Source organism: Plantactinospora soyae (assembly GCF_014874095.1).
In the GTDB taxonomy this organism is placed as follows: domain Bacteria; phylum Actinomycetota; class Actinomycetes; order Mycobacteriales; family Micromonosporaceae; genus Plantactinospora; species Plantactinospora soyae.
The window spans coordinates 4,327,969-4,354,211 of sequence record NZ_JADBEB010000001.1; the positions used below are offsets into that span (position 1 = coordinate 4,327,969).

General features: G+C 68.8%; 26 protein-coding genes and 4 pseudogenes. 15 read left to right on the forward strand and 15 right to left on the reverse strand.

All coding sequences use genetic code 11. The features are described 5' to 3' along the window. Positions 1-90 precede the first annotated feature (90 nt). Positions 91-1,089 (reverse strand): hypothetical protein, encoded by a 999-nt coding sequence (locus H4W31_RS19365; protein ID WP_192767947.1) that lies wholly within the window; start codon positions 1,087-1,089, stop codon positions 91-93. 11 nt (positions 1,090-1,100) lie between these two features. Beyond that, positions 1,101-1,598 (reverse strand): sigma-70 family RNA polymerase sigma factor, encoded by a 498-nt coding sequence (locus H4W31_RS19370; protein WP_192767948.1) that lies wholly within the window; start codon positions 1,596-1,598, stop codon positions 1,101-1,103. 236 nt (positions 1,599-1,834) lie between these two features. On the opposite strand from H4W31_RS19370, the pseudogene H4W31_RS19375 reads away from it, so the two are divergent. Further along, positions 1,835-2,253 (forward strand): annotated as a pseudogene (locus H4W31_RS19375) (helix-turn-helix domain-containing protein); the annotation flags it as partial. 44 nt (positions 2,254-2,297) lie between these two features. Here H4W31_RS19375 and H4W31_RS19380 read toward each other — a convergent pair. Beyond that, positions 2,298-3,245 (reverse strand): MerR family transcriptional regulator, encoded by a 948-nt coding sequence (locus tag H4W31_RS19380; protein WP_192767949.1) that lies wholly within the window; start codon positions 3,243-3,245, stop codon positions 2,298-2,300. Positions 3,246-3,538: 293 nt separating this feature from the next. Between H4W31_RS19380 and H4W31_RS19385 the strand changes: the two genes are divergently transcribed. Together H4W31_RS19385 and H4W31_RS19390 are read left to right on the forward strand one after the other, a co-directional pair. Further along, positions 3,539-4,492, forward strand: coding sequence for a ketopantoate reductase family protein (locus tag H4W31_RS19385; RefSeq protein WP_192767950.1), 954 nt, complete (start codon positions 3,539-3,541; stop codon positions 4,490-4,492). A 601-nt stretch (positions 4,493-5,093) separates the two neighbouring features. Next, on the forward strand, positions 5,094-5,309 hold the full coding sequence (locus H4W31_RS19390; RefSeq protein ID WP_192767951.1) for a hypothetical protein: 216 nt from the start codon (positions 5,094-5,096) through the stop codon (positions 5,307-5,309). Between the two features lie 69 nt (positions 5,310-5,378). Here H4W31_RS19390 and H4W31_RS19395 read toward each other — a convergent pair whose 3' ends face one another. After that, positions 5,379-6,059 carry an SDR family oxidoreductase gene (locus tag H4W31_RS19395; protein ID WP_192767952.1) on the reverse strand — a complete coding sequence of 227 codons (681 nt, stop codon included), beginning with the start codon at positions 6,057-6,059 and terminating at the stop codon, positions 5,379-5,381. A gap of 59 nt (positions 6,060-6,118) precedes the next feature. Here H4W31_RS19395 and H4W31_RS19400 point away from each other — a divergent pair, with 59 nt between their 5' ends. After that, entirely contained in the window at positions 6,119-6,499 is a 381-nt protein-coding gene (locus H4W31_RS19400) for a MerR family transcriptional regulator (protein WP_192767953.1), read from the forward strand. 393 nt (positions 6,500-6,892) lie between these two features. Here the strand turns inward: H4W31_RS19400 and H4W31_RS45015 are convergent. Then, positions 6,893-7,044, reverse strand: a pseudogene (locus H4W31_RS45015) (IS110 family transposase); the annotation flags it as partial. A gap of 206 nt (positions 7,045-7,250) precedes the next feature. Here H4W31_RS45015 and H4W31_RS19405 point away from each other — a divergent pair. Continuing rightward, entirely contained in the window at positions 7,251-8,084 is an 834-nt protein-coding gene (locus H4W31_RS19405) for an arginase family protein (RefSeq protein WP_318783275.1), read from the forward strand. Between the two features lie 323 nt (positions 8,085-8,407). Here H4W31_RS19405 and H4W31_RS19410 read toward each other — a convergent pair whose 3' ends face one another. After that, complete coding sequence (locus H4W31_RS19410) at positions 8,408-9,172, reverse strand: class I SAM-dependent methyltransferase (protein ID WP_225945594.1); 765 nt, start codon at positions 9,170-9,172, stop codon at positions 8,408-8,410. 140 nt (positions 9,173-9,312) lie between these two features. Between H4W31_RS19410 and H4W31_RS19415 the strand changes: the two genes are divergently transcribed. The 4 genes and pseudogenes from H4W31_RS19415 to H4W31_RS44780 all read left to right on the forward strand — a co-directional run. After that, positions 9,313-9,915: a TetR/AcrR family transcriptional regulator gene (locus tag H4W31_RS19415; RefSeq protein WP_192767956.1), complete on the forward strand. Its 603-nt coding sequence runs from the start codon at positions 9,313-9,315 to the stop codon at positions 9,913-9,915. A gap of 336 nt (positions 9,916-10,251) precedes the next feature. After that, the gene (locus H4W31_RS19420; protein ID WP_192767957.1) at positions 10,252-10,824 is read left to right on the forward strand and encodes a GNAT family N-acetyltransferase; all 573 of its coding nucleotides are present in this window, start codon (positions 10,252-10,254) and stop codon (positions 10,822-10,824) included. A gap of 465 nt (positions 10,825-11,289) precedes the next feature. After that, positions 11,290-11,871, forward strand: a complete 582-nt coding sequence (locus H4W31_RS19425) for an alpha/beta hydrolase (protein ID WP_192767958.1) — start codon at positions 11,290-11,292, stop codon at positions 11,869-11,871. 89 nt (positions 11,872-11,960) lie between these two features. After that, positions 11,961-12,047: pseudogene (locus H4W31_RS44780) on the forward strand (hypothetical protein); the annotation flags it as partial. Positions 12,048-12,458: 411 nt separating this feature from the next. Here the strand turns inward: H4W31_RS44780 and H4W31_RS19435 are convergent. After that, the gene (locus H4W31_RS19435; protein ID WP_192767959.1) at positions 12,459-13,064 is read right to left on the reverse strand and encodes a TetR/AcrR family transcriptional regulator; all 606 of its coding nucleotides are present in this window, start codon (positions 13,062-13,064) and stop codon (positions 12,459-12,461) included. A gap of 170 nt (positions 13,065-13,234) precedes the next feature. Between H4W31_RS19435 and H4W31_RS19440 the strand changes: the two genes are divergently transcribed. Beyond that, a complete protein-coding gene (locus H4W31_RS19440) occupies positions 13,235-13,975 on the forward strand; it encodes a GOLPH3/VPS74 family protein (protein ID WP_192767960.1) in 741 nt (246 codons plus the stop codon). Between the two features lie 64 nt (positions 13,976-14,039). Here the strand turns inward: H4W31_RS19440 and H4W31_RS19445 are convergent, their stop codons facing one another. The 4 genes and pseudogenes from H4W31_RS19445 to H4W31_RS19455 all read right to left on the reverse strand — a co-directional run bounded on the left by H4W31_RS19445 (position 14,040) and on the right by H4W31_RS19455 (position 16,352). Continuing rightward, positions 14,040-14,390, reverse strand: a complete 351-nt coding sequence (locus H4W31_RS19445) for a hypothetical protein (protein ID WP_225945595.1) — start codon at positions 14,388-14,390, stop codon at positions 14,040-14,042. 28 nt (positions 14,391-14,418) lie between these two features. Beyond that, positions 14,419-14,571: pseudogene (locus H4W31_RS44785) on the reverse strand (PadR family transcriptional regulator); the annotation flags it as partial. A gap of 27 nt (positions 14,572-14,598) precedes the next feature. Then, a complete protein-coding gene (locus H4W31_RS19450; RefSeq protein ID WP_192767961.1) occupies positions 14,599-15,201 on the reverse strand; it encodes a response regulator transcription factor in 603 nt (200 codons plus the stop codon). After that, positions 15,198-16,352, reverse strand: a complete 1,155-nt coding sequence (locus tag H4W31_RS19455; protein WP_192767962.1) for a sensor histidine kinase — start codon at positions 16,350-16,352, stop codon at positions 15,198-15,200. Before H4W31_RS19455 ends, H4W31_RS19450 begins: the two co-directional genes overlap by 4 nt. A gap of 104 nt (positions 16,353-16,456) precedes the next feature. Between H4W31_RS19455 and H4W31_RS19460 the strand changes: the two genes are divergently transcribed. From H4W31_RS19460 to H4W31_RS19475, 4 genes are all read left to right on the forward strand, one after another. Then, a complete protein-coding gene (locus H4W31_RS19460; protein WP_192767963.1) occupies positions 16,457-17,362 on the forward strand; it encodes an ABC transporter ATP-binding protein in 906 nt (301 codons plus the stop codon). Positions 17,363-17,388: 26 nt separating this feature from the next. Continuing rightward, positions 17,389-18,108, forward strand: a complete 720-nt coding sequence (locus H4W31_RS19465) for an ABC transporter permease (protein ID WP_192767964.1) — start codon at positions 17,389-17,391, stop codon at positions 18,106-18,108. A 324-nt stretch (positions 18,109-18,432) separates the two neighbouring features. Beyond that, positions 18,433-19,353, forward strand: a complete 921-nt coding sequence (gene bla, locus H4W31_RS19470; protein ID WP_404825600.1) for a class A beta-lactamase — start codon at positions 18,433-18,435, stop codon at positions 19,351-19,353. Positions 19,354-19,582: 229 nt separating this feature from the next. Next, a complete protein-coding gene (locus tag H4W31_RS19475; RefSeq protein WP_225945596.1) occupies positions 19,583-19,774 on the forward strand; it encodes an alpha/beta hydrolase in 192 nt (63 codons plus the stop codon). A 460-nt stretch (positions 19,775-20,234) separates the two neighbouring features. On the opposite strand, the gene H4W31_RS19480 is transcribed toward H4W31_RS19475, so the two are convergent. Further along, entirely contained in the window at positions 20,235-21,158 is a 924-nt protein-coding gene (locus H4W31_RS19480; protein WP_192767966.1) for a serine hydrolase, read from the reverse strand. Further along, the gene (locus tag H4W31_RS19485; RefSeq protein ID WP_192767967.1) at positions 21,155-22,087 is read right to left on the reverse strand and encodes a LysR family transcriptional regulator; all 933 of its coding nucleotides are present in this window, start codon (positions 22,085-22,087) and stop codon (positions 21,155-21,157) included. Before H4W31_RS19485 ends, H4W31_RS19480 begins: the two co-directional genes overlap by 4 nt. A gap of 604 nt (positions 22,088-22,691) precedes the next feature. Here H4W31_RS19485 and H4W31_RS19490 point away from each other — a divergent pair. Then, positions 22,692-23,597, forward strand: a complete 906-nt coding sequence (locus H4W31_RS19490; RefSeq protein WP_192767968.1) for an SDR family oxidoreductase — start codon at positions 22,692-22,694, stop codon at positions 23,595-23,597. A 397-nt stretch (positions 23,598-23,994) separates the two neighbouring features. Here the strand turns inward: H4W31_RS19490 and H4W31_RS19495 are convergent, their stop codons facing one another. After that, positions 23,995-24,684: a DUF6461 domain-containing protein gene (locus H4W31_RS19495; RefSeq protein ID WP_192767969.1), complete on the reverse strand. Its 690-nt coding sequence runs from the start codon at positions 24,682-24,684 to the stop codon at positions 23,995-23,997. A gap of 105 nt (positions 24,685-24,789) precedes the next feature. Next, positions 24,790-26,121, reverse strand: coding sequence for a NucA/NucB deoxyribonuclease domain-containing protein (locus H4W31_RS19500; protein ID WP_192767970.1), 1,332 nt, complete (start codon positions 26,119-26,121; stop codon positions 24,790-24,792). Positions 26,122-26,243 lie beyond the last annotated feature (122 nt).

The window sequence follows — 26,243 nt, forward strand, 5'->3', positions numbered from 1 at the left end:
AGTCCCGCTGGGATGACGTGTTGTCTGTGAACGTGGCCCGTGCGCGCCGCCCCGGTGGTGCGGACGGCGCGCACGGCGAGGGATCGAGGGTCAGAATTTGCCGGCCCTGATGTCGGCCACTGTCACGCGGGAGACCTGGAAGGTCTGCACGGTGGAGGTTTCCGCGTTCGGGTCGTTCACCACGGAGCTGATCGGTACCCCGTTCTGGGCGTTGATCGTCAGCACGTGTTGGGTGTCGTCGGTCCACACTCCCGCGGTGATGGTCAGGGTGGGCTGCCCGCCGGTTGTCGAATCCGCGACGGTGACGTCGGGGATGGTGGAGATCAGGCGAAGTACGCCCGCCCGTACCTTCGGGTCGCCTCCGCCTGCGGAGAGCACGTCGACGCTGTTGACCCAGAGGTGGTTGTTGGCGATGTTGTCCCGGTCCTTGTCGGTGAGCGGCGGCGGGTTTGGGAGCCCCTTCTGGCGAAGGATTTCCGTTCGTTTCTTCTCCTGCTCGGCGGCGGTGGGGGGCTTTCCGTCGTCGTACACGGAGTTGATCATTTGCTGTCGGGCTTTGGTGAGGTCACCGGTTGCCGCGTGCCGTGCCGCCGCCACCCCACGGGTATGGAAGCCGTTGCCGAGGTTCTCAGCACGAGCGACCACCTGTGGTAGTTCGCGCCTGGCCTCGGTGTAGTAGTAGTCGCCGCTGTCGGCGTACAGGTGGTACCGGGTACGAGATGGCACGGTGCCCCGACGGACATCGACCTTCTCGATGATCAGCGACGCGTCGCCCGGCAGTGAGGCGTTCTCTGCGGTGAGGCTGGTCGCCAGGGACACGAGCTTGATGTCGCCTGCCGGTGCCGCAGAGGCGGACCCGGCCTGATTGTTCGGGCCGGTCGGAGCCGGGGCCGTGCCGGATCCCGTGGCCATCGGCAGGGCCAGCGCGAGCGCGGCCACGGCCGCGACGACACCACCGGCGGCCACGCCGAACACGTGGCGCTTGCGTCGCCGCGCCCGGCCGCGCTGCTCGATCGCCTCGACCGGACGATCCATCTGTACGTCGGAAAGGGTCTGCTTCACCGCGTCCCACACCTCATCATCGTTCATGATCCAATCTCCTAACAGGCTGCGGGCGCGAGCTGCGCCCGCAGGGTTGCGGTGGCACGGGATAGATGGACGGCGACGGTTTGGGCGGAGATGCCCAACACCGCGGCCACGGACCTGGTGTCCAGGTCGAGCCAGATGCGTAACACGACCACCTCGCGCTGCCGCCGCGGCAGCCGGCGAACGGCGGCCAGCAGGGCGTCGTTCGTGTCGAGGTCGTCCTCGATGAGGGACGCCCGCTCGTGGCCGTCGAGGGCCACCTCCCGCCGGCGTCGCCGCCACCAGGACACCCGGACGTTGAGGGCGGTGCGCACCACCCACGCCGCCGGTGCCGGATGCCGGCTCACCCGTGGCCAGGAGGCCCAAGCTCGCGCGAACGCCTCAGCGACCAGATCCTCGGCCAGCACGCGATCGCCCGTACCAGCTAGTACGGCGCGCAGGCAGTTGTCTCGGGAGCGCTGATAGAAGTCCGCGAAGTCCTTCCGTTCTCGTTCCACACGGGGTTTACGCATCAGCGCCCCGATCCATTTACCCCCGCGGAAGAAATTTCCGTGATCATGAGGCTAGCGGCGACAAATCGGATGAACCCTACGCTAACCTCATGATCAACTGGGAAAGCTCTCGGCTGGTGCGCTGACCATGAACGTTCACCTGGTCGGTGACACCCCGTGCAGCGTCCGTCCTGACGGCTGGACGGGCCCCACGCCCGACAGCGAACACGTTTGCTGTCGGGAGGTGGGGTGGGTGGATGGCTGAGCCGGTACGGGCGCGACGGCTGACCGACGAGGAAGGCCGCCGCCTGCAGCAGATCGTGCGAGGAGGCAAGCACAGCACGATCCGGATCCGCCGATCGTTGATCATCGTGGCGTCGGCCTCCGGGACGCCGGTGCCGGCGGTCGCCCGCCTGCTGGCGGCGCATGAGGACACCGTCCGTGATGCCATCCACGCCTTCAACCAGATGGGTTGGCCTGTCTGGAGCCTCAGTGGGCGGGTGGCCGTCCCCGCCGGATCAGCGTTGACGACAAGGCGTGCATTGTCGCGACGGCCATGACACGCCCGGCCAAGCTGGGCCGTCTGTTCACCCATTGGAGCATCCGCAAGCTCGCCGACTACCTGACCCACAACCGCGTCCGCCGGGTAGCCATGAGCCGCGAACGGCTACGGCAACGTGGAACGAAACGGCGTGATACAGCGGTGCGGCAATGGGGTCGTCAGGTCAATGCATTGACGGCTGCGTGGAGCCAGGTCGAGGCCGGCGCGTCGGCTGCTTCCGGTTGCGGTGCGCCGTTGACCGTGGCGGTCAACGAGTTGTACCTGCCGAGCAGGGCGGCATGTCGGGCCACGTGTGGCCGTGGATCAGCGTCGACGAGCTGGCGCTGGACATCGGCGATGTTCTGGTCGCCGGTGCGCGCCGCCACCCACGTCACCCACCGGCCTGCCAGCTCCTGGGCCCGGGGGGAGTCGACCGGTAGCCCGGCTTCTGCCGCGGCCTTGGCTTCCGTGAGGATCGCGACCTGTTGCTCCTCCTCTGTCGGCGTGCCTTCCAGCTCGCGTGCCGCCGCCGTCGCGAAGGTCTGGTGAAAGTACTGGCGGACCGCCTGCCGGAAGCCGGCGTCTTGCAGCATGTCAGCCAGCTCGATCCAGGCTTCGAGCTGTTCAGAGGTCGGGTCCTCCGGCAGCTCGGGCCGCCACGGGCGTAGGTAGTCGACGAAGAAGTCTTGAATGTCGAGGCCGTCGGTGACCTCGGTCCAGAACTCCTCGATGAGCTGGGCACGGTCGTCATCGGACATGGACACCAGCTTGTGCATGAGGCTCACCTGTTCGGTCGCACTGTGTTGCCTGACGATGGTCCGCAGGACGGCACGCTGAGCCCGGAAGCGGCTCAGTTGACGTTCGACGAGTGTCAGACGTGCTGTTGCCAGATCTGGCAGCGTGATCTCGTCAGCCAGCAACTGACGGATGTCGTCGAGGCTTGCGCCCAGTTCGCGGAGGGTGCGGACCAGCTCAAGGCTCGCGATGGCACGAATGTCGTAGCGCCGGTATCCGGCGCCGGTGTGCCCGGCGGGGGTGATGATCCCCGCGTCGGAGTAGAACCGGATCGCGCTGACACTCAGACCGGTACGACGGGCGACATCCCCGATTGAATAGAGCTCGTCCATGGCAGCCACTCTGGCGTCTCAAGCGGCTTGAGAGTCAAGAGCACTCAGCATTCAGCACGCAACATGCTCAGGCATCCGCATCTTCCGCATTGAAGGCTCGTTGCTGTCGTGGGATGGCAACGGACCTGTCTGCCCACTCGCGGGCGAGCCCGCGGCGCGCAGTTGGAGCAGGCTCGTCCTGTCTCACGACGCGCGGGGGCGCAGGCCGTCGAGCACGAGGATGACGCCGCCGTCCGCGTCGTCCCGGGAGACCACGTCAACGGTGGCCGGGGATCATGGCCATGATGTGCGGTATGAAGATTTTGATGTTCGGCCGGGGCGTCATCGCCGTGGCGTACGGGTGGGCGCTGGAGCGGGCCGGGTACGAGATCGAGTTCTACGTACGTCCGGGTCGAGCAGCGAAGTACGGAAAGACAGTCGACCTTGAACTGCTCGACGCGCGGCGTCGGTTGCGAGGGCGACCCGTCACCGAGAAGTGGCCGGTGTGTTACCGCGAATCGCTGGAGCCGGACCACGACTTCGACCTGATCGTGGTGAGCGTGCAGCACTACGGTTTCGCTGAGGCCGTGTCCTTCCTGGCGCCGCGCGTAGGCAAGGCAACGTTGCTCGTCTTCAACAACCTGTGGGTCGAGCCGTTGGCCGCGGTCGACGCCCTGCCCGCCAGCCAGGTGGCCTGGGGGTTCCCCGGCGCCGGTGGCGGCTTCGGCGACGACGGCGTGCTGCGGGCAGCCCTGCTGCCCGTGGTCTTCTTCGGTACCCTCGGCGGGCCGCCGACCGAGCGCGAGCAAGCCGTGCGCACGGCGTTCCGCCAGGCCGGGTTCAAAACCCGGGAGAACGCCGACTTCCGGGGCTGGTTGTCGATCCACTTCATCCAGAACGCGGGCTTGCACACGCAGAGCTTGAAACTGGGCTCCCTCGCCGAGCTGGCCGGGAAACCACGCAACGTACGCGAGGCGATTCTTGCCACCCGCGAACTACTGCCCCTCGCCGAGGCACGCGGCGTCGACTTGCGGCGACACCGTAGCGACGTGCTGCCGTTCACAGCGCCTGTCTGGCTGACGGCGCCGGTGCTCACCTGGCTTTTCGGTCACTTCCCGCCGATGCGTACGGTGATGCGGGCGCACGCCAACCCCGAGGAACTGCGCGCGGTTTGCCGCGACACCCTGGCCGAAGCACACCGCCTGGGCGTGTCAGTGCCGCGATTGGAGGCAGCCGAGCCCTATTTCGCTGCCGAGAGAAATATCTGAAGGCACGGCAGCCACGCTATCGTTTCTGCCGACTCTTCACCGGACGCCCTCTGCTGCCGCCGTCCGTGCGCGTCGCCACCAGCCGGGGCCTGTTGGGCTCGCAAATCCGGATCGGTGGCTGTGATGTGCGGCGTTGTGCGAGGTCGGCCCAACCAGCGCGGCGACGATCCAAGGTGTGGCAGCCTTGCTGCGACACTGGACCTACCCACACGCGCGGCTCGGTCGGTCACCGGTCGATCGTGAGATCCGGGAACTGGTCCTGCGCCTGGCAGCAGAGAGGACCCGGCCTGGGGCCATCGACGGGTGCGGGACGAGTTGGCTCGTCTCGGCTACCAGGTAGCGGCCAGCACCGTCTGGAAGATCCTGCACCACGCCGGCGTCGACCCGGCACCCCCGCCGAACCGGACCGACCTGGCGACAGTTCCTCACCGCCCAGGCGCACACGATCCTGGCGTGCGACTTCTTCACGGTCGACACCGGGCTGCTGAAGCGGATCTACGTACTGTTCTTCATCGAGCTGGCCACCCGCCAGGTCCACATCGTCGGAGTCACCGCGCAACCGACCGGCGCCTGGGTGGCGCAGCAGGCCAGGAGCCTGCTCATGAGCCTCGATCAGCGGGCCGGCGGGCTCCGGTTCCTGCTCCACGATCGCGACACGAAGGAGTTCCCGCCGCCGGAGCAGTTGTGGATGCTGACGCTGCAGAACCCCTTCGGCGCGGCTGCCGGGCGGCTAGTCCTTGTCGTAATCCTTTTCGCGGTGTCCGACAAAGCTGAGCGGAGCCGCGCCGTCGACGGACCCGCGCCGGATGCCAGCTGATGCGGGACATCCACTCATCGGCAATACGCAGGTGATCCTTGTTGACTCAGCGTCACACCGGCATCCGGGCTACCCGTAGAAGGCGCTCGGGTCGCCGGCGAGGGATGCCTTCACATGGGCACTCCAGTCGTCGACGACCACCTCGATCCGGTCCTGCTCGAGCCCGTCCAGCGCGGTCCGCACGACCACCGCCGGGTCGACCTTCGGCCCCTCGTAGTCACGGGACATGTCGGTGTCGGCGGCACCTAGGTGCAGGGCGGTCACCAGCGTCTTGTGGGGTGCGAGCTCCAGGCGTACGCCGTTGGTCAGGTTCCACTCGGCCGCCTTCGCCGCCCCGTACGCGGTGTGCCCGTTGTAGTTGAACCACGACATCGCGGACAGCACGTTGAGGATCGCCCCGCCGCCGAGCCGAGGCGCGAACGCCCGGATCATGCCGAGCGTGCCCCAGAAATGGGTGTCGATCTCGCGCCGAATAGCGTCGAGGTCGCCGGTGACGAGATTGGTGACGGTGTCCATGCCGGCGTTGTTGACCAGCAGCGTGACGTCCGGCGCGGTATCGGCGGCGGCGGCGATCGAGGCTGGATCGGTGATGTCCAGGCGCAGCACGTGTGCACCCGGGAGGTCGACGAGTTCGGGGCGGCGGGCGGTGGCGTACACCTTGGCGCCGCGCTCCAGCAGTTGGCTTGCGAAGTGCCGGCCGAGGCCGCGGTTGGTCCCGGTGACCAGAGCGACTGCTCCAGAGATCTGCATGCGAAGTACGCTAAAAGCTGACGTTGGCGTCAGAGGCAAGGATTGTGGCGGGAGTCACCATGCGCATCGGCGACTTGGCTGGCAGGGCGGGCGTGAGCGTGCGTGCCCTGCGCTACTACGAGCAGCAGGGGCTGCTCGCCTCCGACCGCAGCCCCCGGGGACAACGCCGCTACCCGGACGAGGCGGCAGATCGGGTGCGGCTGATCCAGCAGTTGTACGCGGCCGGCCTGTCCAGCCGTACCATCGCTGACCTGCTGCCGTGCGTGACCTCCAAGGTCAGCACGCCGGAGTCGCGGGCCCGGTTGGCCGCCGAGCGGGACCGGATCGACGCCCAGATCGCCAAACTGACCGCGGCCCGCGACCGGCTGGGCGAGGTCATCGCGTACTCCACCAGCGCGCAGAGCGGTTGCCGCGTCGAGGCCGATCCGGCCACGGCTTGAGCCGTCCGACCGCCGACGACACGTCGCCGCCCGGTCCGCGAGTAGCGCGCCGCGCCACCGCCCGGTTCGTCGGATCGTCCGACGACCGCCGAGCACCGTCTCCTCGACGGCTTGTACCGATGGGCGCGCGCTCATGCCGCCGGTCGTGCGCGCGGGCATTGGTGCAGCCGGCATCGCGTGCAGCCGGCCGCCGCTGGCCCGAGCGTCCTGTCTGTCCGATGAGAGCACCTCGCCGGATGGCTCAGGGCGCAGGAGCACGCATTCGGCACGAGCGTGCGTTAGGCAGCTGGACGATGACGTACGGAGAGTGATGGGGCGCGCCGGGTCCAGCGTGCCCACTCGGCGGCAGACATCCCAGGTCCTCTGATGTCAAGCGGTGGGCTGTAGATGGCTTCAGGCGGTGATCTCGTTGTAGCTGGTGCCGGTCTTGAGGCAGCCGTGGAGGATGCCGACGAGGCGGTTGCCGAGTTGGCGTAGAGCGGCCTGGGACCGATGCCCCGCTGGCGCAGTGCCTGGTAGGAGGCGCGAGCGCCTGGGCTACCGCGCGCATTGGGCAGAGTGCCCACTGGTGGACCGCGTCGCCGCGCTCCACGACGCGCGTATTCGGGTCACTCGTTGAGCGATCCGGCCGACCGCCCCGGACCCGCCTTATTTACTGGACTTACCGCACCCCGCGCGTGTAACAATATGCATTCTACTGAGACATTATGTCGAGAGTGGGTGTGGGGTGCTGGACGTTACGGTCCTGGAAGTGCCGCAATGGCAGGGGTCGGGCTCACGAGGCGCGTACCGGTTGCGGCAAGGCGCGTCCGTGCTGGCCGGGCTGTTCCCCGCCGGGCAGCGGGTGCGAGTCGACACGGATGGCCAACCGGCCGATTCCCGCGACGGCGTTGCCGCACTCGACACGCTCGCGGCGAACCTGAGCGCGGTACGCGACGCCCACGCCAACGCACGGGCGCGCGGGCGGGCAGTTGTGACAGTCGGCGGGGACTGTGCGGTCGACCTGGTTCCCATTGAGGCGGCTCTGGCCGCGCACGGCGACCGGCTGACCGTGGTGTGGTTCGACGCGCACGGCGATCTGAACACCCCGGCCTCGTCGCCGTCCGGCGCGTTCCACGGCATGGTCCTGCGGGCCTTGCTTGGTGATGGCCCGCGCGAGTTGGTTCCGGCCAGGGCGTTGCGGCCGGACCAGGTCGTGCTGGCCGGTGTACGCGCGCTCGATCCCGGGGAACGGGCGTTCGTGGCCGAGCATCGGATTCGGCACGTCGCGGTGGAAGGGCTGGCCAACCCGTCCGTACTGGTGGACGAGGTCGCCGCCACAGGTGCTGACGCTGTCTATCTCCACATCGACCTCGACGTGCTGGACCCGGAGGTGTTCGGCGCCGTCGGCACGCCCGAGCCGGGCGGTCTGACCCTCGAACAGCTGATCACCGCGGTGCGCGGCCTCGCCGCGCGGTTCACCATCGCCGGATTGTGCCTTGCCGAGTACGAACCGCAGACCGACGGCTGCCCCGAGGTCCTCACCGACCTGATCACCGCACTGGCGTCCGTTATGGACGGCGACGGCGAGGACGGGACGGCGTAAGAAGTCGACCCTGCACCAGGTTCGCCTCGACATCACCACGGGCCCGCAAGACTTGTCTGGTCGCCACTGACGGACTGGGGCATGGACTCGTGTCAGGGCGCGGGTCGAGGTCTGACCCATATCCCCAGCACATAGCAAGGACATGAACTGCGTGGGCGACCCTCGGCGTGGACATCGACGTCGAGGTCGCCCAGCTCGGCCCCGCCGGCTATCGCCCACTGCGGGTGCGCGACGCCCTTGTCTGGGTAGCCGTGGTCTCCGGGGCGGAATCCTGGTCTGGGGTCAGCGTCCCCGAGCGCAGCGGATAGACCCGCCGGGCCGGGTCAGGTGGCACGGGTTCGTGCCGCGGTGACCATTAGTGTGGTGTACGGCATCGTGAAGCCGCCCCCGATCTTGTCGATGGTGGCCCCGACCCCCTCCAGCACCTGTGTCAGCTTGTCCGGCGGGAGCTTCGTGAGACCGCCGGTGGTGGGCAGCAGGTCCAACCACTCGTCGCGGGTGTAGGACTGCTCCCAGTCGAACCGCCACTGTTCCGGTTCGCCGAACCCACCCACCTCGCGGATCCCATCGGCGAACTTGGCGAACATCGCCTGGTAGAGGTCCACGCCGTTCCTCGTCGACTGCACGTTGAACGGCGAATCGGGCACCACCCGCCGGTAGACCGCAGCGAAGGCATCCGCCACCGCGGACGGAGGCTCGAACACATGCGCGAAGACCGCCAGAAGCCCATCGGGACGCAGCACCTGCGCGGCCTTGGGCGCACCCACAACCGGGTCCACCCAGTGCCAGGCCTGCCCCGCGACGACCGCGTCGAAGACCCGGCCGGCGGGATCCCAGTCCTCGAACGTCGCCACCTCGACCTCGACCCCACTGCGGCGCGCGAACTCGGCCATCCGCGCGTCCGGGTCGACACCCAGCACCTTGCGGTTGGCCGACTGGAACTGCCGGGCTTCGATGCCGGTGCCGCAACCGACGTCGAGGACGTCCGGCCCGGGGCTGGCAGCGACGATCCGGTTCACCAGGGCGTCGGGATAGCGGGGCCGGGCCCGGTCGTAGCGTTCGGCGTCCGCACCGAACGACTCGGCCATCTGCCTGGCTTTATGAGGCTCGGGCCGAGGCGGATGTGATAGCTCCTGCGGTATCGTGGGCATGCGCCCACCGTAGTGGGCTCATGCCCACTCGGCAACCGGTGTAGTGGTTCGCGGTGAGCGTAAGGAGAGTGCGCGGTATGCCGACCGGGATACAGATCCGTGACGCGCGCAAGCAGCTGCTCGATGCCGCCGAGCGCATCCTGCGCCGGGAGGGGCCGAGCGCGCTGACCAGCCGCGCGGTCACCACCGAGGCGGGCTGCGCCAAGGGCGTGCTGCATAAGCACTTCGCCGATTTCGACGCCTTTCTCGCCGAACTCGTGCACGACCGCGTCGCCCGGATCGAGGACCAGGCCACCGCCCTGCGCAAGTCCGCCGGGACCGGCAGCGTGGCCGACAACCTCAACGGCGCGCTGATGGACCTGTTCGACCCGGTCGCCGTGGCGATCGTCGGCCTGATCATCTTCCGGGACGAGCTGCGCGCCCGGCTGCGCCACACCAGACCGGCCCATAGCGTCCCGGTCTTGACGGAGGCCAGCGCCATGATCGCCGCATACCTCACCGACGAGTGCGAAATGGGCCGCCTCGCTGCCGATGCTGACATCGACTCGCTCGCGCTCTCGCTGATCGGGGCCGGGCACCTGCTGTTCACCGCCCGGGACGGCACCCCGCCGGATGCCGGAGCTGTCGACAAGGTCGTCACCACCATCATTGCCGATGTCGTACAACGTCGGCTGCTCTGAATCGCCCAGCAGCAAGCCGCTCGATGCAAGGTGTTGAGGAACCTCTCACAAACGCTCGATCCTGAGAAGCATTCACCGGACGCAGTATCAGCCGCGTCACCACCAGCGCCAGCCATCCCGCCCCCTCAAGGCAACCGCCCACGTGAGGCGGTCACATCGCCCTCAATTCGGCTACTTCAGGATGCCCGCTCGACCCGTGGCCGGCTACCGAACGTGATGGCCCCGGTTGGTTAGCGCACACGACTGGCGGCATGAGCGTGCGCGGGTGGCCGGTGGGCGTAGTGGTGCCTGCCGGATTGGAGAGCCCTGTCGGTGGAGGGTGGCAGGGTAAGCGTCATGGCTATCGAGGTACGCCCCGCGACGGTGTTCGACGATGTCGCAGCTGTCGTGGGCCCGAAGCGGCCGGATGCGAACGTGTGCTGGTGCCTGAGCTACCGCATCGGCGCGAAAGCGAACCTGCATCTGCGCGGGTCGATGCGCGGCGACCGGGTGCGCGAACTCGTCGGGCTTGATCCCCCTCCGGGAGTGCTCGCCTACGATGGCGACGAGGCCGTCGGCTGGGCGGCGGTGCACCCGCGAGCCGACACGAGCTTCGCCGGCAACAAGCGGATCCCGCACCTCGACGATCTCAATGTGTGGAGCGTGTGGTGCTTCCGGGTACGGCCGGGCCACCGCAAGCGGGGCATCGTGCACCACCTGCTTGCCGGCGCCGTCGCCTTCGCCCGCGAGCGCGGTGCGCCAGCGATCGAGGGCTACCCCGTCGACAACCGCGGCGAGAAGGTGGACCTCACGATGGCCTACGTCGGCACCCGCGCGGTTTTCGAGCACGCCGGCTTTGCGAAGGCGGCCGACACCACCTCGGTACTCGCCGGGTTCCCACGTGTGCTCATGCGGCTCGACCTGCGGTGACGTCGATCGCCACGGGTACCTCACCGAGCAACAGGCTCAAGATCAAGCGCACCCGCATTCGGCTGACGGCCCGCCTCGTGGCCAGAAGCGTGCGGGTACAACTCACGCTGCTCCACCGCGTGTGCGTGTCGTAGCCGGTTTGATCTTGGGTGCCGCACAGTCTCCGTCAGGGCACCCCGCAGGCCGTTGACGCCGTCCTGGTGGACCTCGCCGCGGTCGCTGATCGCCTGATCGCGGACTCGGCGGCAGCACAGCGCGAACTCGACGAACGAAACGACGACAACGAGCGGTGGCTCGCATACGGCGATCCGCCGGTCGGCTTCGAAAGCTGTCCAGATCCGAGTCGCGCGCTGACATCGATGCGTCTGACCCACGCCATCGACCACGCAAGCCTTCCGCGGCAGGCCAGCCGGAGGGTCGTGGCGTGGTGGGCGGGTCGTACGGTGCCACGCGCGGCGACTCTCCGTGGCCGCGCAGGTCGACGCGGACCGTGCGGAAGTGCTTGGCGAGCGGCACGCGGTCCCAGAGACGGCGGTCTTCGGTCATGCCGTGGATGGCGAGGAGGAGGGGTCCGGTGCCGTCGATGTCATCGGCGAGAGGGACGGTCTGGATCATCGGCCGGACCGTACTCGGCGCTGGTGCCCAACCGAGTGCGACGACGTGCCGGTGTGCCGGACGATAGCGACCTCCCTCGGGTGGGACCGGGCACGTCCTACACCTCCAGGTCGAACCAGCGCTCGCCGGTTTTGTGTCTACTCGGTGAATCGCAGCGCTTGTAAGTTCGTCACCACCTCATTCTTCGCGTGGTCCGGTGGTGTGAACAGTGACGGCACGTCACGTGTGGGGTGTGACGTGGCGGCACTGTTGGGTGGGTGCGGCGGCTGGTGGTATGGGGGCATCGGGCTGGGGGTTGAGGAAGGGCCGACCGTCGAGGGGGAGGGACACACCATCGTCTCCTCGGGGAAGAGCGAGTGTGTCGACACCATCGCCGCGGACTACCTCATCGACCTCAAGCTGCCGGCCAGCATGCCCACCTGTTCCATCTGAACCCGGCGGTACGGCGTTCGAGATGAGCGTGGGAAGGAGACGACATGGGCTGGAGCACAGGTGCGCTCGCGGAACTCGTCGGCACGACGATGAACACCATTCGGCACTACCGTCTCGGTCTGGTCGAAGAGCCGGAGCGCCGGTACAACGGATACAAGCAGTACGGGGCGGGGGATCTCGTACGCCTTCGGTGCATCGGACGGCTCGCCGATCCGGGGGTGCCGCTCTTCCGGATCGGCGAGGTGGGCGGGAACATCGCCGCGGACGCGTTGAGCCAGGTCGACACCGATCCCGTCGGCCACGACATCGACGTCGTGCAACCCGACGCGGACGAGGCGACTCGGCGGGGGAACCTTGCCGAGAGACTCGCGCCGATCCTGGCGCGGCATCTCGTCGACCACCCCAGGCTCAGCGACCCGGCAGCCGACCTGTCCCAGAGTGAGCACGTGACGCGGCAGACGTTCATCGATGCGGTGCAAGAGCTGTATGACACCGCCCAGCTCGATGCGCTGCGACGGGCGGCGGATGATCGTCATGGCTGTCGGGCAGCGCCGCCTCGGATGACCTCGAACGGGGTCACGCGGTCGCTACCGTGGCCAGCTGAGCATGGCCGTGTCGGCGATCTCCTGGAGCTCGTCGGGGCCGAGGCCACTGGCGGCCTGGACGGCGATGCCGAACCCCACCGTCATGATGTATCGGGCGAGTCGCGCCGGCTTGGCGTCACGCGGGAGGTCGCCCTCGTCGACGGCGCGCTGGAAGCGCTCCTCGAGACGCACGCCAGCGTCGTTGCGCCAGTCGACGAGCACCTCGCGGGCGGGTCGACCGTCGTCGCCGGACGCCAGCGCGCCCTGAACGGTCAGGCATCCGGAGGGGGCGTCGGGACGGGTCGTGGTCTGGACCGATCCACGGAGGAACGCCTCGGCCACTGCTCGCGCGGTCGGCTCCGTCAGGGCGTGCGTCGCGTAGGAGGCTGGCCCCTGCCCGTAGCGCTGGAGGGCCTTGCGGAAAAGCTGCTCCTTGTTGCCGAAGGCCGCGTACATGCTCGTCTTGGTGATCCCCATGGCAGCGGTCAGATCGGTGAGGCTCGCGCCCTCGTAACCTCGGGCCCAGAACACCTGCATGGCGCGCTCCAGCGCCTCGTCGATGTCGAACCCGCGAGGGCGGCCGATGGCGGCCTTCCGGAACCCATCCATACGGCCAGCGTACTCCTCGGTACAGAACCCGTACGGAGAGTCGAGACGGATCTCGACCGTCGCAGTTCGCAGTTCGCAGTTCGCAGTTCGCAGTTCGCAGTTCGCAGTTCGCAGTTCGCAGTTCGAGGAGCATGCCGTGAGACCCATCGACAACAGGAAGGTTCGACCCGATGACGCAGCACCCTGAAGATCCCTTCGTCGGCGGCGGGACCGGGACGCCGGGCGAGGCGAAGCGGATCGAGGCTCCGACCCTGGCGGAGGATCTCCTGCTGCTCCTGTTCCAGCCGGGCACCGGGACCATCGCCGGAGAGAACACGCTCTTCTACACCCTGGCCGGAGCGGTGCTCGCAGATCTCGGGCTCGGCGATCACGTACGAACCGGTTCCGGCCGGGGCGGGACGGCGCGGGTGGAGGCCGTCGAGGATCACCCGCCGTCGGATGACATCCTGCGCTCAGCGTGGGACTACCTTTCCGCCAAGCCCCGAGGGGTCCAGACGGTGCTCGCGGCGATCGGACCAACGTTGCGCAGCCCGCTGTTGGAAAGGCTCATCGAACGCGGCGACATTCGCAGGGGTACCCGCAAGGCGCTCGGTCTGTTCCGCATGACCGTCCTTGAGGACGGCGGAAGCGGGCGTCGATCACGCCTCCTCGCCGACGTCCGCGACGTGCTCGTCGAGGGGGCCGAACCGCAGCCTCGTGTCGCCGCGCTCACGGCGCTGTTGTCGGGAAGTGGCACACTGCCCCAGTTCCACCGCGAGATCCCCTGGACCTCCCCTGTGATAACCCGCGCCAAGGAACTCGAGAAGGGCAACTGGGGAGCCGGGGCCGCCGCCGAAGCGGTCGCCCGAACAGTCACGGCGACCATCGTCAACAACGCCGTCATCGCCGCGGCCACGCTTCCCCGGAACTAAGGATCGACCTCACCACGATTGTCCGAGGAGGACATCCGCACCCATTCCGGTCCCACACCACTGTTCAACCGGCGCGACACCGCCCGTACTCCAGCCAGAGACACCCCAATTGACCGCGCAGGCGGGCCTCGGCGGCGTCGAGCCGGCGCACGACCGCCTCCAGCCGGAACAGCTCCGCGTCGATCACGAGCCCGAGGCCGACCTCGCCGGCCGGGGCGTCGGCCTTGAGATGGGTGTACCGCTGCATCGCCGGCACCATGTGCCGGCGGTGTAGCTGTAGCAGTTCGGCCACGTCGACGCTGGGCATCCGCAACGCGACCTGGACCTTGATCACCAGCTCGTCGCGGGGCGGGAAGCCCGCGTCTGGCGGCGTGCGCAGCCACCGGTCCAGCTCGTGGGCGCCGGCGGCGGGCATCGGAACCGTTCTGGGCGCCGTCGACCTCGTCGGAATCGAGGCTGCCATCCTTTCCGAGCCGGTGAAGAATGGAATACACCTGCCCGACGTTGAGCGGCCAGACCTCTCCGGTCTGCGCCTCGAACTCCTGCCGTAGCGGCGGGCCGTATTTCGGGCCCTCGCTCAGCAGCGCCAGCGCCAGATGACGGGGAGCCGTCCGGACAGTCGCTTACAGCCAGTCGTGTTCGCGGGCGTAGCGCGCCGCCTCGTGGCGGGTGTGGGTCTGGGTCTTCTGCATGGCGTTGGAGAGGTAGTTGCGCACCGTGCCCTGCGCAAGGTGGAGCCGGCCGGCGATGTCGGCGACCGAGTAGCCAGAGCCGGTCTCCCGCAGGACGTCGAGTTCGCGGTCGGTCAGGGGGCAGTCGTCGATGACGGCCAGCGCGGAGACTTCCGGGTCGATCCAGCGTCTGCCGGTGTGCAGGGTGGCGATGACCGAGGTGATGTGGGCCGGCTCGGCGGACTTGCTGACGAAGCCCTGGACACCGAGTTTCAACGCCTTGCGCAGCACGCCCGGCCGCGCGTGCCGGGTCACCATGAGGACCACCTGTTCCGGGCGCGCGCGGCGGATCTGCGCGACCGCGCCGAGGCCGTCCACGCCCGGCATCTCCAGGTCGATGACCAGCACGTCGGGTCGATGCCGCAGGGTGGCTTCGACGGCCGTCTGTCCGTCTTGCGCCTCGGCGAGGACGGTGATGTCGCCCTCCAGCGGCAGTAGTGCGGCCAGGGCCGTGCGGAGCAGCACCTCGTCGTCGGCGAGGACGATGGTCGTCATCGGTCGTGCCCCCACCCAGCCGCGGTCGTGCCGGCACGGGCGGACGGGAACATCGCGGCCGTCCGGAACCGCCCCTCCTGCTGTTCCACGGTCAGCTCACCTCCGTCACCGGACACTCGTTGTCGTAGGGCCGACAACCCCCGCAGTCCCGGAAGTGAGTTGCCCGCCACTCCGTCGTTGACGATCGTGATACCCGCCTCGGAGAGCGTGATCTGCACCTGGGTGGCCTGCGAGTGCCGCAGGATGTTGGTGGCCGTCTCACGCAGAACCTGGCCGAGCAGTTCGCCGGCCCGGGCGTCGACCTCGGCCTCACGTGTCACCCGTACCCGGATGCCGGCGGCCTCGAACAGGTTCTTCGCGTTCTCGATCTCCGCCGAGAGGTTGAGCCGCCGTTGGGCGTAGGCGAGTTCCTTGGTCTGCGCGATGGTGTCGCTGACCAGGGCGTACGTCTCGCGTAGTTCCTTATCCGCCCGTCCGGCGTCGCGGAGCAGCATCTTCTGCGCCAGCGCGATCTTCAGCTTCACCACGTGCAGGGTGTGGCCCTGGATGTCGTGCAGGTCGCTGGCGAACCGGACGCGTTCCCGGACGACAGCCAGCTCCGCCTCGCGCTCCCGGGTCTGTTCGAGTTCCCGGATGAGGTCGTAGAACCGCTCGCCCAGAATCGTCATGACCGTCACCAGGACGGTGAGGGCAGTCGGGATGAGGACGTAGCTGACCAGGACCTCGCGTACGTCGTCCCGCTCCACCAGCAGGCGCGCCGCGCCGACGACGGCGACGTAGGAGAACAGCCCGGCCACCGCCAGGGCCCGATGCCGCCGCACCTCGCGCAGGGCGAGGGAACCCACGGCGCAGAAGCCCCAGTACGCGTTCGGGCTGCCGGTCAGCAGCACCCCCAGCGGCCACACGGCTCCCGCCACGATCAGGCCGGGCAGCGCGACCCGGGCGAGGTCGTTGGCCGTCCACCGTTCGAAAGCCACCAGGCCCGCCGCGACCCCCGGAGCCAGGACGATGACGTGCCACCAGACATGCGCGTCGATGAACAGGAGGACTGCCGCAGCGATCATGAGCGGCGGCAGTGAGACCGCGAGATTGAGCCGGCGCAGCCGTCCCTGCGTCGACTCGGTGTAGCGCGGCGATCTTGCGGTCACCATCCCAGTATCCGCCTGTCCCCGGCCGCGACCAGTGACACCAGGTCACATGTACCCGTGACATGGTTGCACTGACGGGTGGCCGCGAATCCCGCTGTCATGGATGCATGTCCAATACACCAGTCATCGAAGTCGAGCGCCTGAACCTCACGTACGGCGACTTTCACGCGGTGCGGGACCTCTCTTTCGAGGTACGGCGGGGGGAACTGTACGCGCTGCTCGGCACCAACGGGGCTGGGAAGACCTCGACGCTGGAGACCATCGAGGGACACCGGAGGCCGACCTCCGGCACCGTGCGTGTCTTCGGGCACAGCCCGCAGGACCGACGCGCCGTACGTCCCCGGATGGGCGTGATGCTCCAGGAGAGCGGGTTCTCCCCGGACCTGACCGTCCGCGAGTCCGTCGGTCTGGTCGGCCGGCTCACCCGGCGTACCGACGACGTCGACCGGTTACTCGACCTCGTCGACCTCACCGACCGGGCCGGCCGGAAGGTGTCCCAGCTCTCCGGCGGGGAGAAACGACGGCTGGACTTCGCGACCGCCGTCTACGGAACACCCGAGCTGATCTTCCTGGACGAGCCGACCACCGGCCTGGACATCCAGTCCCGCGACGCCGTGTGGGCGACGGTGGACCGGGTGCGTGAGAACGGCACGACCATCGTGCTCACCACGCACTACCTGGAGGAGGCGCAGCAGCGCGCCGACCGGATCGGGTTGATGCACCAGGGCACCTTCCACCGGGAAGGCACGGTCTCCGAGCTGACTCGCACCCTGCCGGCGGTCATCCGCTTCTCCCTTCCGACACCGACACCGACACCGACACCGCCGTCGCCGTTGCCGTTGCCGTTGCCGGCTGTCGTAGACGCCGACGGGAAGGTCATGGTCGAGACCTTTGCTTTGCAGGAGGACTTGCATCTCCTGCTCGGGTGGGCGCACGAGCACGCCGTGGAGTTGCGGGGTCTGGAGGCCGGGGCAACCCGGCTCGACGACGTGTTCCGCGCCATCAGCAGCTGATTCGTTCTCTCGATTGGAGTGTCACCGTGTTGCCCATCGCTGCCAGCGAGCTGATCCAGATCTTTCGAAACCGGCTTGTGTTGATCACCAGCTTCATCATTCCCGTGGCGATCTGCGTGTTCTTCGTGCGTCAGCACGAGACCTTCGCGACCATCGGCAGCCTCGGCTACATCGCGGCGATCGTGGTGTTCACCGCGGCCGCGTTCGGGTTCTACGCCACAGCCGTCACCACCCTGGCGTCGCGGCGTCAGAACCTCTTCCTCAAGCGGCTACGATCCACCGCCGCCGACGATGTCAGCATCCTCGCCGGTCTGCTGTTACCCGTCCTCGTCCTCGCCCTGGTGCAGGTAACCGCGATCCTGACCGCACTGGCGGTGGTCGCTGGTGGGCCGGCCAACGTCGTCCTGCTGGTGGTGGCGGTCCTCACGACCCTGGCCATGATGATCGGCCTGGCCCTGGCCACCGCAGGACTGACGAACTCACCCGAGCACGCCCAGGTGACCACCCTGCCCGTCACCCTCGGCGTGATCGCCGTGGCCACCTGGGTGGGCATCAGCGGCACCGAGGACCTGACCCTGCTCAAGAGGGTCCTGCCCGGCGGCGCGGCCACCGAGCTGACCATGAACGCCTGGAACGGTGGAGTCGCGGTGACCGAATCCCTTGCCCTGCTCGCACCGACGCTGGGCTGGGTCGTCGTCGCCGTCGCCCTCGCCACCCGACTCTTCCGCTGGGACCCCCGCCGATAACCGCCGACCGGTACGCCCGGCGCGCGGGACGGGTCGTGTTCCGGGTGAACCACGCCACGTCCCACACCCAAGACTTGGCCCCGATGCCCCCCCCCGATGCCCTGAGGAGCTCGGGGCGCGGCCGGTTAATTCCCGGACATCTGAGCTGAGGTGACCTTGGCCGCTGGGCAGGAGTTCGTGCCAATGCTCGGCCGTCGCCGAGTGGATGCCGGATCGGCATCAACATCGTGAATTCGGTCTTCGACAGCATGCTCGACTCCTGTGAGGGTCGATTCATGCCCGACCGGCGCTGTTAGCGGTCGGGTCCCCGCACGACAAGGAGTGATGATGGTTGTTTCGATACGACGTCTGGTGATCGCGGTGACGGCGGTCTCGGTGATGGTTCCCCTGGCCGCGTGCGGGACCGCCGGCGCCGCTGAGCAGCGGACCCGCGCCCGCGAGGTGACGGCCGGCGCGTCGACCGTCGCCGATCGGGACCGGGAGTTCCGACGGCTGGAGGAGAGGTTCGACGCGCGGCTGGGGATTTACGCGATCGACACCGGTACGGGTCGGATCGTGGGGTACCGGGCTGAGGAGAGGTTCGCGTACGCCTCGACGTACAAGGCGTTGGCGGCCGCGGAGGTCCTCGATGAGACCAGGGATGCCGAGCTGGATCGTGTGGTGCGGTATTCGGTGGAGGACCTGGTGACGTATTCGCCGATCACCGAGCAGCATGTCGCCGTGGGGATGACGTTGCGTGCGCTCGCTGACGCCGCGGTGCGGTACAGCGACAACACGGCCGGCAATTTGCTGTTGCGCCATCTTGGTGGACCGCAGCGGTTTGAGGAGGAGTTGCGGGGGATTGGTGACAGGGTCACCGACGCGGCGCGCTACGAGACTGAGCTCAACGAGGCGACGCCGGGCGATAGGCGGGACACCAGCACCCCGCGGGCGTTGGTCGGTGATCTGCGGGCGTACGCGGTCGGGGATGCCCTCGAGCCCGCGGACCGCGGCATCCTCAATGGTTGGCTGCGGGGCAACACCACCGGGGGCGCGTTGATTCGTGCCGGTGTTCCCGACGGGTGGGTCGTCGGGGACAAGACCGGGGCCGGCGGGTACGGCACCCGCAACGACATCGCGGTGGTGTGGCCGCCGGATCGCGCGCCGATCGTCCTCGCCGTGCTGTCCAGCCGTAGTGAGAAGGACGCCGGCTACGACGACGCCCTGATCGCCCAGGCGACGGAGGTGGTGATCGCCCAGCTGTGACCGGACTGGTGGCCTGAGTCCGGCGACGGGAAGTTCCTGCACAGAGAGTCCTCCCGGCCTGGTCTGATCCAGCCCCCAACTGATTTCGGGTCTTGAACGGGAGCTGTCGACCGAGGCCGGGAGGACTTGTGGTCGGGCCGGTAGCGGGGTCCCGATGGCGAAGATCTTGGAAACCGGCATGTCGGGAACGGGTAGGTCGTCGGCGCACACACCACACGACCGATCTCTCTTGGCGGGTGGCAAGCTGCTGCGTGAGCAGTTCGGCCAGCGCGCTCGGCTGGTGACCGCCAACGAGAGCGGGCACGGCGTCTATGTGCTCGGCGGCAACGCCTGCGTGCTGAACCTCACCACGTCGTACCTGGTCGACGGCCACGATGCCAACCCGGGACACGACCTGCCGGCGCGACTGACCATGTCCTGAGTCGGCATCGGGGCGGAACAGGTGTCCGCCCCCGCTGCCGAGCTGGCGGCCAGCATCGAGCACAGCAGCGGATGCGCGAGGAACTGGCGGGGATGGAGCCGCATCCAGGGTCGGTCGACGGGCATCGGGTCGACGTCGTCGAGGTAGAACCGGACCGAGGCGGTGCGTCTCTGCCTACAGCCCTGCGCACTCGCCGATCCTCTGCCTTCAACCGGCGGATTCCGGGCCGAGACGCCTCCATTTGACCGGAGTGTGCCCCACGGCACGGTGTTCGCCCGTGAGCACATCACCGATCCGAGCCCGAGAGGAACTTTCCCGATGATCGCGCCGCGGGTGGCGAGGCCTTCGCGATCGACCGGTCCACCGACTCGGGCGACGCATCCCTGCTGATCCTTGCCGCCGTCAACATCGGCATGGCCGTGCTCGTCTGGCTGCGCGAGCGGCCAGGGCCACGAGCTGGCTAACTCCACCATGGCAGGGTGCCCGTCCGCAGGTGGTCGTGCAGTGTTCGCGCGACATGCGCCATCGTCGCCTCGCTGCCGGGTTGCGTGACGGCCGGCACACGGGAGGCGGTGAGTGCGGCGACCGCGTACGACTGTCCGTCGACGTGGTCCACCACGCCCATCTCGTGCCGCAGGTGCAGCAGGGTGCCGGTCTTCGACGACCAGCGGGAGGCGTCGGAGGTGAAGTCGGGTGCGAGCCGCTGCCGGAGCATGTTGTCGCCCATCAGGGCGCGTACCCGTGCCGCGGTGGTCTCGTGGATCGTCGAGGGCCGCCGCCAGAGTGCGTGCAGCAGGTCGACGAAGGCCCGGGCTGATCCGGTGTTGGCGCGGGTGACGTCGAGCTGGGCGACGGGGTGGCCCTGCCCGGCGGTCGTGGCGCCGATGGCGAGGGAGTGAGCCAGGTGTACCTCGTCGGGGTCGAAGCGTTCCGCCGGCGTCTCGGTGAGGTCGCTGATCCGGTGCCGGACGGTGATGCCCGCAAGGCGTAGTCGCCGCAGTTCGGCGGCGACAGCGGCCGGTGGGGTGAGGTCGAACAGGGCGTCGGCGGCGACACCGTCGCTGATGGAGGTGCTCAGGTAGAGCAGGTCGTCCAGGGCGACCCGCGCGGGGTGGCGGAATCGGCTCAGTCCGGTCGGGCCCGGTGTGGTGATCAGACCGGGCGCGATGTCTACCGGCATCGTGGGGTCGAGTTCCCCACGCGCGACACGTTCCAGGACCGCGACTGCCAGCGGCACCTTCACCAGCGACGCCGACGGGTACAGGGTGTCCGCGTCGAAGCCGATCTCCTCGCCGGTGTCGAGGTTGCGGACGAGGAAGGACCCGTGCAGCCCCGCCTCTTCGAGCAGGTCACGGGCATTGCGCAGCACTGCGGTGACGCTCATGTCGGCTCTTCCGCTGACCGGTGTTCGGCTGTTGGACCCTCGATCGGCGTCCGGCGGCGGTCGGGAGCGCCCAGGCATCGCGCGATGTCGGCATGCAGGATCGTTCTCAGCTGTTCGAGATCTTCGGAGACTCCGGCGGCGATGTCGTACCCCCGCACGAGTCGGGGGCCGGCGAGGGGGCACCAGTGCAGCCCGAAATCTTCGGCCTGCTGGGGCGAACACAGCAACAGGTCGGGAGAGCCCAGGGCCGCCGCCGCGGCATCGACGAGGGACGGCGCGACCGTCACCTGAGCCGGCGCCAGACCGACCGACTGGCCGGCCCGGGTCAACAGGTCACGCAGATGCGGGACGTCGTCCTCGGGCTGGATCAGGATCCGCCGACGTGCCTGCGCGCCGGCTCGGCCGGTACGCAGCGTCTCCAGGAATACCGTCGGCGCCGGGAAGGGGTTCCGGGCAGCCAGTCCGAGCGGAACGCGCCAGGTCGCCGTCCCTTCCGGAACAGCCACGATCCCGGCGCTGACCTCGAGGGTCTGGCAGAGCCGGGCGCGCTCCTGCGGACCGGCCGGTCGTACCTCCAGGTGGACTCGCTGCCGTCGTCCCGCGGTCATCAGCGCGGCGAGGCGGTTCGGCGGGCAGATCTCGGGCACGGCGACTCGAAGAGGGCGTAGCCGCGCCCGCTCGGCGTCGTCGGCCATGGCGTCGGCGAGGTCGACCAGCCGCCGTGCCGGCGGCAGCATGTCCTGCCCGAACGGGGTCAACCGGACAGCCCGGGACGACCGGTCGAACAGCCGCGCCCCGAAGTGCTCCTCCAGGGCGGCGATGCGGCGACTGGCCACCGACTGGGGGATGCCCGCAGCGGCGGCGCCGGAGGTGAAGCTGCCGTGGCCGCTGACGGCCACGAACGCCCGGCAGGCGGCAACGACGTCCACCCACCGAACCTATACCCGGAACGCATGAGCGATGCGGTGGGTCAACTGGTCGGCATCGGTCCGGTTCCCCCTGGTCCGGCTGTGGCCCAAGTCATGCGCGGACGAGCGTCACGCGGTGCGCCTGGTTGGCAGCGATCAGATCATCGAGCATCCCGCGGGTTCGGACCAGGTCCTCGATGTGTAGCCAGTGACACGACGTCACACGGATCCGTGACGTGCTGTCACTGATGGGCGGCTGTGGGGGCTGGTGTCATAGGCATGTCCACCACGCCGGCTGTCGAAGGGAGATCGACGTGGTCTCTGGCCTGCCGGGCGCCGGGCACGCCTGATCTCCGACGTTCGTGCCGTGCTCGTCGACGGTGTGGAACCGCAGCCCCGGGTCGTCCCGCTTGGGGCGCTGTTCCCGGGAAGCGGTACCCCGCGCCAGTTCCACCGCGGGAGCCCCTGGACCTCTCCGTGATCACCCGCGCCGAGCAACTCGAGCAAGGCAACGGGGGAGCCGAAGCGGTTACCCGCACCGTCACCGCAACCGTCAACAACGTCGTTGTCGCGGCGGCGTATTCGCTCAGCAGTAATCGGTGTTCCCACAGAGACAAGGATTCGCATGGGCAGTTACGCAGTGACGGGTTCGGCATCGGGGATGGGCGCTGCGGTGACCGAGCGGCTGAGCGCGGCCGGACACTTGGTGATCGGTGTGGATCTGCACGGCGCCGAGATCATCGCCGACCTCTCGACAGGGGAAGGCCGCTCGGCAGCGGCCGCCGCGATACTCGAGCGGTCCGGTGGTGTACTCGACGGCGCGGTAGTCGCCGCCGGGATCGGGCCCGTGCCCGGTCCCGACTGCACGCGGAGGATCGCACAGATTAACTACCTGGGCTCGGTCGAGCTGCTGACTGCCCTGCGGCCGGCGCTCGCGGCGAGCGGTGATGCTCGGGCCGTGGTCTTTGGCAGCAACTCGCCCACCGTCATGCCTCACGTGCCCCGGATGGTGTTCCGTGCCATTCGCGCTGGCAAGATCGAACAAGCGGTGCGGAGGGCGCGGATATTCGGGCGGGCCGCCCCCAACTTCGCTTATGCGGCGTCGAAGCTCGCGGTGGCCGACTGGGCACGGCGCGCGGCAGTAACTCCGGCGTGGGCCGGTGCTGGGATCAGGCTCAATGTGATTGCCCCGGGACCGGTGAAGACGCCGCTGCTCGACGCGGAACTGGCGGACCCGGTCGCGGCCAGGGCGTTTCAGTCGTTCCCCAACCCGATCGGCGGAGTGGGCGACCCCGGCCACCTCGCCGACTGGGTGATGATGATGCTCTCGCCCGCGGCGGCGTTCATGAGTGGCAGCGTCGTCGTCGTCGACGGCGGCGCCGAAGCGTGGTTCCGCGCCGGCGAGTGGCCCCGGCCCGTCGCGATCCGGCAGATGCCCCGCCATCTTTGGCGTTGGCGAGCCTTCTCCCGGCTTTCGTCCACGGATCGCGCTGAACCGTCGAGCAGGCATCTTCCTCCGTCTTTCCACTGACCTGCCGGGAACTCCGCGTATGTGGCTTACAACGTCGAACGCGAACGGCGTTGTCAGCTGCCGAGCTGTCGCTGCACTGCCTGGGAGCGGGCGCCGAGATGATCTCTGTCGCCTTCGATTCGAAGGCACGGGTCATGGCAGGTATTTGATCAAGGTGTTGAACGGGCGCGATGCGGAGCCCCGACATCTTCTGAAACTCGGAAGAGGTCACCCCCCGGCTCGTGTCGTGGAAGCGACCTCTTCCCAAAGTCGGAAGTGGTCAGGCTCGCTCACGTACATCGCCGGTGTGCGGCGTCTGCGCCTCATCGGGGTGTCTCGCAAACACCGTTGGCGAAACACACCCCACCCAAGGGCTTCCTTGCCAGCAGCGAGAACGTCGAGGCGATCCAAGAGGGGCTCAGCTCTCCGGTGGCGGGATCGGACGGGTCGCCGAGAGGTCCAGACGGCCGATCAGCCGCCCCGGCGGTCGGCCGGGCCGGGCCAGGGGTGGCGCCGGCGGCAGCGGGGTGGCCAGCACCAGCGTGGCCAGCGGCCCCGCCAGCAGGTCGGCGCGGAGGACGACGCCGACGTGCTCCTCAATCGCCAGCAGGCAAGCCCGGTCGGCGGGCAGGCCCTCGCGCCGCGCGATCGCCTCGGTCCGCTCGTAGAACCGGTGCGGCCGCTCCCCCCTCGGCGAGTAGGACATCCCCGGCTCGAACATCTCAACCCGCGCCCCGTCGCGGTAGTCGTGGAAGCTGCCCATCCCCGGGCCGACCACCAACGCGAGGGCCGCGCCGCCGCCGGCGGACAGGGCGGCAAGCACCTCGGCACGCCCACCCTCCGTGCCCCACTCCTCGAGACAAAAAGCCCACGGGGGTACGGGTGCCGGCGCGGCCCCAGCGCCGTCGAGCATCCCGGCACGCAGCAGCGGCCGGCCCCACTCGGTCGGAAGGGCGTCCCGGGCCTGTGCGTGGGTCAGCGCTCGCGCGCTCGCCGGATCGGCCCCGTAGGCGGCCAGCATCGCGCCCGGATCGAGGCCACGGCCGAACGTGACCGTGAAGCCGACCTCGCCGGCCAGCTGCCAGGGTCCCGGATCGCGATTCGCCATGAGGTCCATCCTCTCGCCTCGGCGGCCCGCCAGCTCGCGGCCTCGGCGGTTGTCAGGGCCATCACGCGGTGGGCCGCGCCGGCGACGCGACCCACCGCTTCGTGATCAGGTGATCGCGACCGTGTAGGCCTCGTTGTCGATGACCCGCTCCGACTGCGGAAGGCTGCCGACCTTCCCGCCGGCGGACTCGTTCTCACCGAGCGGCACGTGCCCGCGCACGCACGGCTCGTTGAAGTCGACCGGCTTGTCGGCCCGCGCCTCGTAGAAGTACCAAAGCCCGTCGGCCTCCTGCAGCGCCACGATGTCGGCGCAGAAGCTGCCCGTCGTGCCGCCCTGTTGGGTGGCCGCGAACGGGTACTCGTCGCACGAGTCGTCCACCACGACCGAGTCGTCGAACGGGATGAACGGGTCGAGCGGCGTCTCGCAGGTCGCCCGCCGGTTCGAGTTGGCGATCGCGGTGTCGGCCTGGCGGCGCAGCGGGCTGTCCTCGGCGCCCCAGTGGTCGATCAGGTAGATCTGGGCGAACGCGTACGTCGCCGCCGCCGCGCGGTACTGGCTGAGCGGCAGGACCAGCTGGGCCCGCACGGCCGCGTAGACGCAGCCGGTGGTGCCGGAGACGGCGAGCGAGTTGTCGCAGCGCACGTTCCACGGGTTGGACCAGTTGTAGTTGGGCTGGATCGGGATGGCGCCGAGCGCGACGACGAACATGTGGTAGCTGGTCTGGATGTTCGTCTGCGTCCCGGCGGACGGGCTGGCCGCGTAGGTCACCGTGCCGGAGGCCGAGGCGCCCTCGACGAGGGTGACCATCCCGTCCCACGGGTTGGCGTCGGCCATCGAGCAGGCGCCGGTGCACGCGGCGTCCATCGCGATGTTGAGGGCCAGCACCTGCCGGTCGGTGTCGGTGACCGTGACGGTCAGGTGCTCGGTGAACGTCGCCCGGCCGGGGCTGAGCGTCATGCTGCCGCTGGCCAGGAACTCGGCGGTGCCGATGATCCGGCCTCGGTCGTCGAGGAGCCAGTACTCCCCCTCGAAGTCCTTGAAGCACGAACCGGACCGCGTGTAGATCCAGTATCCGGACTGGCCGATGTCGCAGGGGTCGGCCGCCCGGGAGACCCGCTTCGTCCGGACCGTCGGGGTTAGCCGGGTGCACGAGCTGACCGCGCCGAGCGCCCGCTCCTTCGATCCGGGGGCGGTGGTCACACAGCTGGTCCCGGCGGCGACGGTCGCCGTGGATTCCACCACGTCCGGCTTCCGGGCGCGGTCGTGCCGCGCGATGTCCGCGGTGCTCAGGGTGCCCAACAACCGCGGCGCGGCCCCCGGCGCCGCGTTGCTTCCTGCTGACGCTCCGCTGTCGGTCGCCCTCGCGGGCGCCGCCGGTGACATCGCCACGAGGACGGCCACCGCGGCCGCCCCGGCGAGAAATCTGAACCTTCGCACGGTGTCTCTCCTGGGTAGAGGTCGAAAGGACAGGTCTTGCCCAGGAGGGGATCGACGCTCAGCCCTGGCCAGGCATGGTTGATCCGGATCGCCCCGCTTCCCCCGCCTGAGACGCATTCAAG

Bases quoted from the DNA above. Each gene is read 5' to 3' on its own strand.
- H4W31_RS19365 (WP_192767947.1), bottom strand. From the start codon at position 1,089: ATGAACGATGATGAGGTGTGGGACGCGGTGAAGCAGACCCTTTCCGAC.
- H4W31_RS19370 (WP_192767948.1), bottom strand. From the start codon at position 1,598: ATGCGTAAACCCCGTGTGGAACGAGAACGGAAGGACTTCGCGGACTTC.
- H4W31_RS19380 (WP_192767949.1), bottom strand. From the start codon at position 3,245: ATGGACGAGCTCTATTCAATCGGGGATGTCGCCCGTCGTACCGGTCTG.
- H4W31_RS19385 (WP_192767950.1), top strand. From the start codon at position 3,539: ATGAAGATTTTGATGTTCGGCCGGGGCGTCATCGCCGTGGCGTACGGG.
- H4W31_RS19390 (WP_192767951.1), top strand. From the start codon at position 5,094: ATGAGCCTCGATCAGCGGGCCGGCGGGCTCCGGTTCCTGCTCCACGAT.
- H4W31_RS19395 (WP_192767952.1), bottom strand. From the start codon at position 6,059: ATGCAGATCTCTGGAGCAGTCGCTCTGGTCACCGGGACCAACCGCGGC.
- H4W31_RS19400 (WP_192767953.1), top strand. From the start codon at position 6,119: ATGCGCATCGGCGACTTGGCTGGCAGGGCGGGCGTGAGCGTGCGTGCC.
- H4W31_RS19410 (WP_225945594.1), bottom strand. From the start codon at position 9,172: ATGGCCGAGTCGTTCGGTGCGGACGCCGAACGCTACGACCGGGCCCGG.
- H4W31_RS19415 (WP_192767956.1), top strand. From the start codon at position 9,313: ATGCCGACCGGGATACAGATCCGTGACGCGCGCAAGCAGCTGCTCGAT.
- H4W31_RS19420 (WP_192767957.1), top strand. From the start codon at position 10,252: ATGGCTATCGAGGTACGCCCCGCGACGGTGTTCGACGATGTCGCAGCT.
- H4W31_RS19435 (WP_192767959.1), bottom strand. From the start codon at position 13,064: ATGGATGGGTTCCGGAAGGCCGCCATCGGCCGCCCTCGCGGGTTCGAC.
- H4W31_RS19440 (WP_192767960.1), top strand. From the start codon at position 13,235: ATGACGCAGCACCCTGAAGATCCCTTCGTCGGCGGCGGGACCGGGACG.
- H4W31_RS19445 (WP_225945595.1), bottom strand. From the start codon at position 14,390: ATGCCCGCCGCCGGCGCCCACGAGCTGGACCGGTGGCTGCGCACGCCG.
- H4W31_RS19450 (WP_192767961.1), bottom strand. From the start codon at position 15,201: ATGACGACCATCGTCCTCGCCGACGACGAGGTGCTGCTCCGCACGGCC.
- H4W31_RS19455 (WP_192767962.1), bottom strand. From the start codon at position 16,352: ATGGTGACCGCAAGATCGCCGCGCTACACCGAGTCGACGCAGGGACGG.
- H4W31_RS19460 (WP_192767963.1), top strand. From the start codon at position 16,457: ATGTCCAATACACCAGTCATCGAAGTCGAGCGCCTGAACCTCACGTAC.
- bla (WP_404825600.1), top strand. From the start codon at position 18,433: ATGATGGTTGTTTCGATACGACGTCTGGTGATCGCGGTGACGGCGGTC.
- H4W31_RS19480 (WP_192767966.1), bottom strand. From the start codon at position 21,158: ATGAGCGTCACCGCAGTGCTGCGCAATGCCCGTGACCTGCTCGAAGAG.
- H4W31_RS19490 (WP_192767968.1), top strand. From the start codon at position 22,692: ATGGGCAGTTACGCAGTGACGGGTTCGGCATCGGGGATGGGCGCTGCG.
- H4W31_RS19495 (WP_192767969.1), bottom strand. From the start codon at position 24,684: ATGGCGAATCGCGATCCGGGACCCTGGCAGCTGGCCGGCGAGGTCGGC.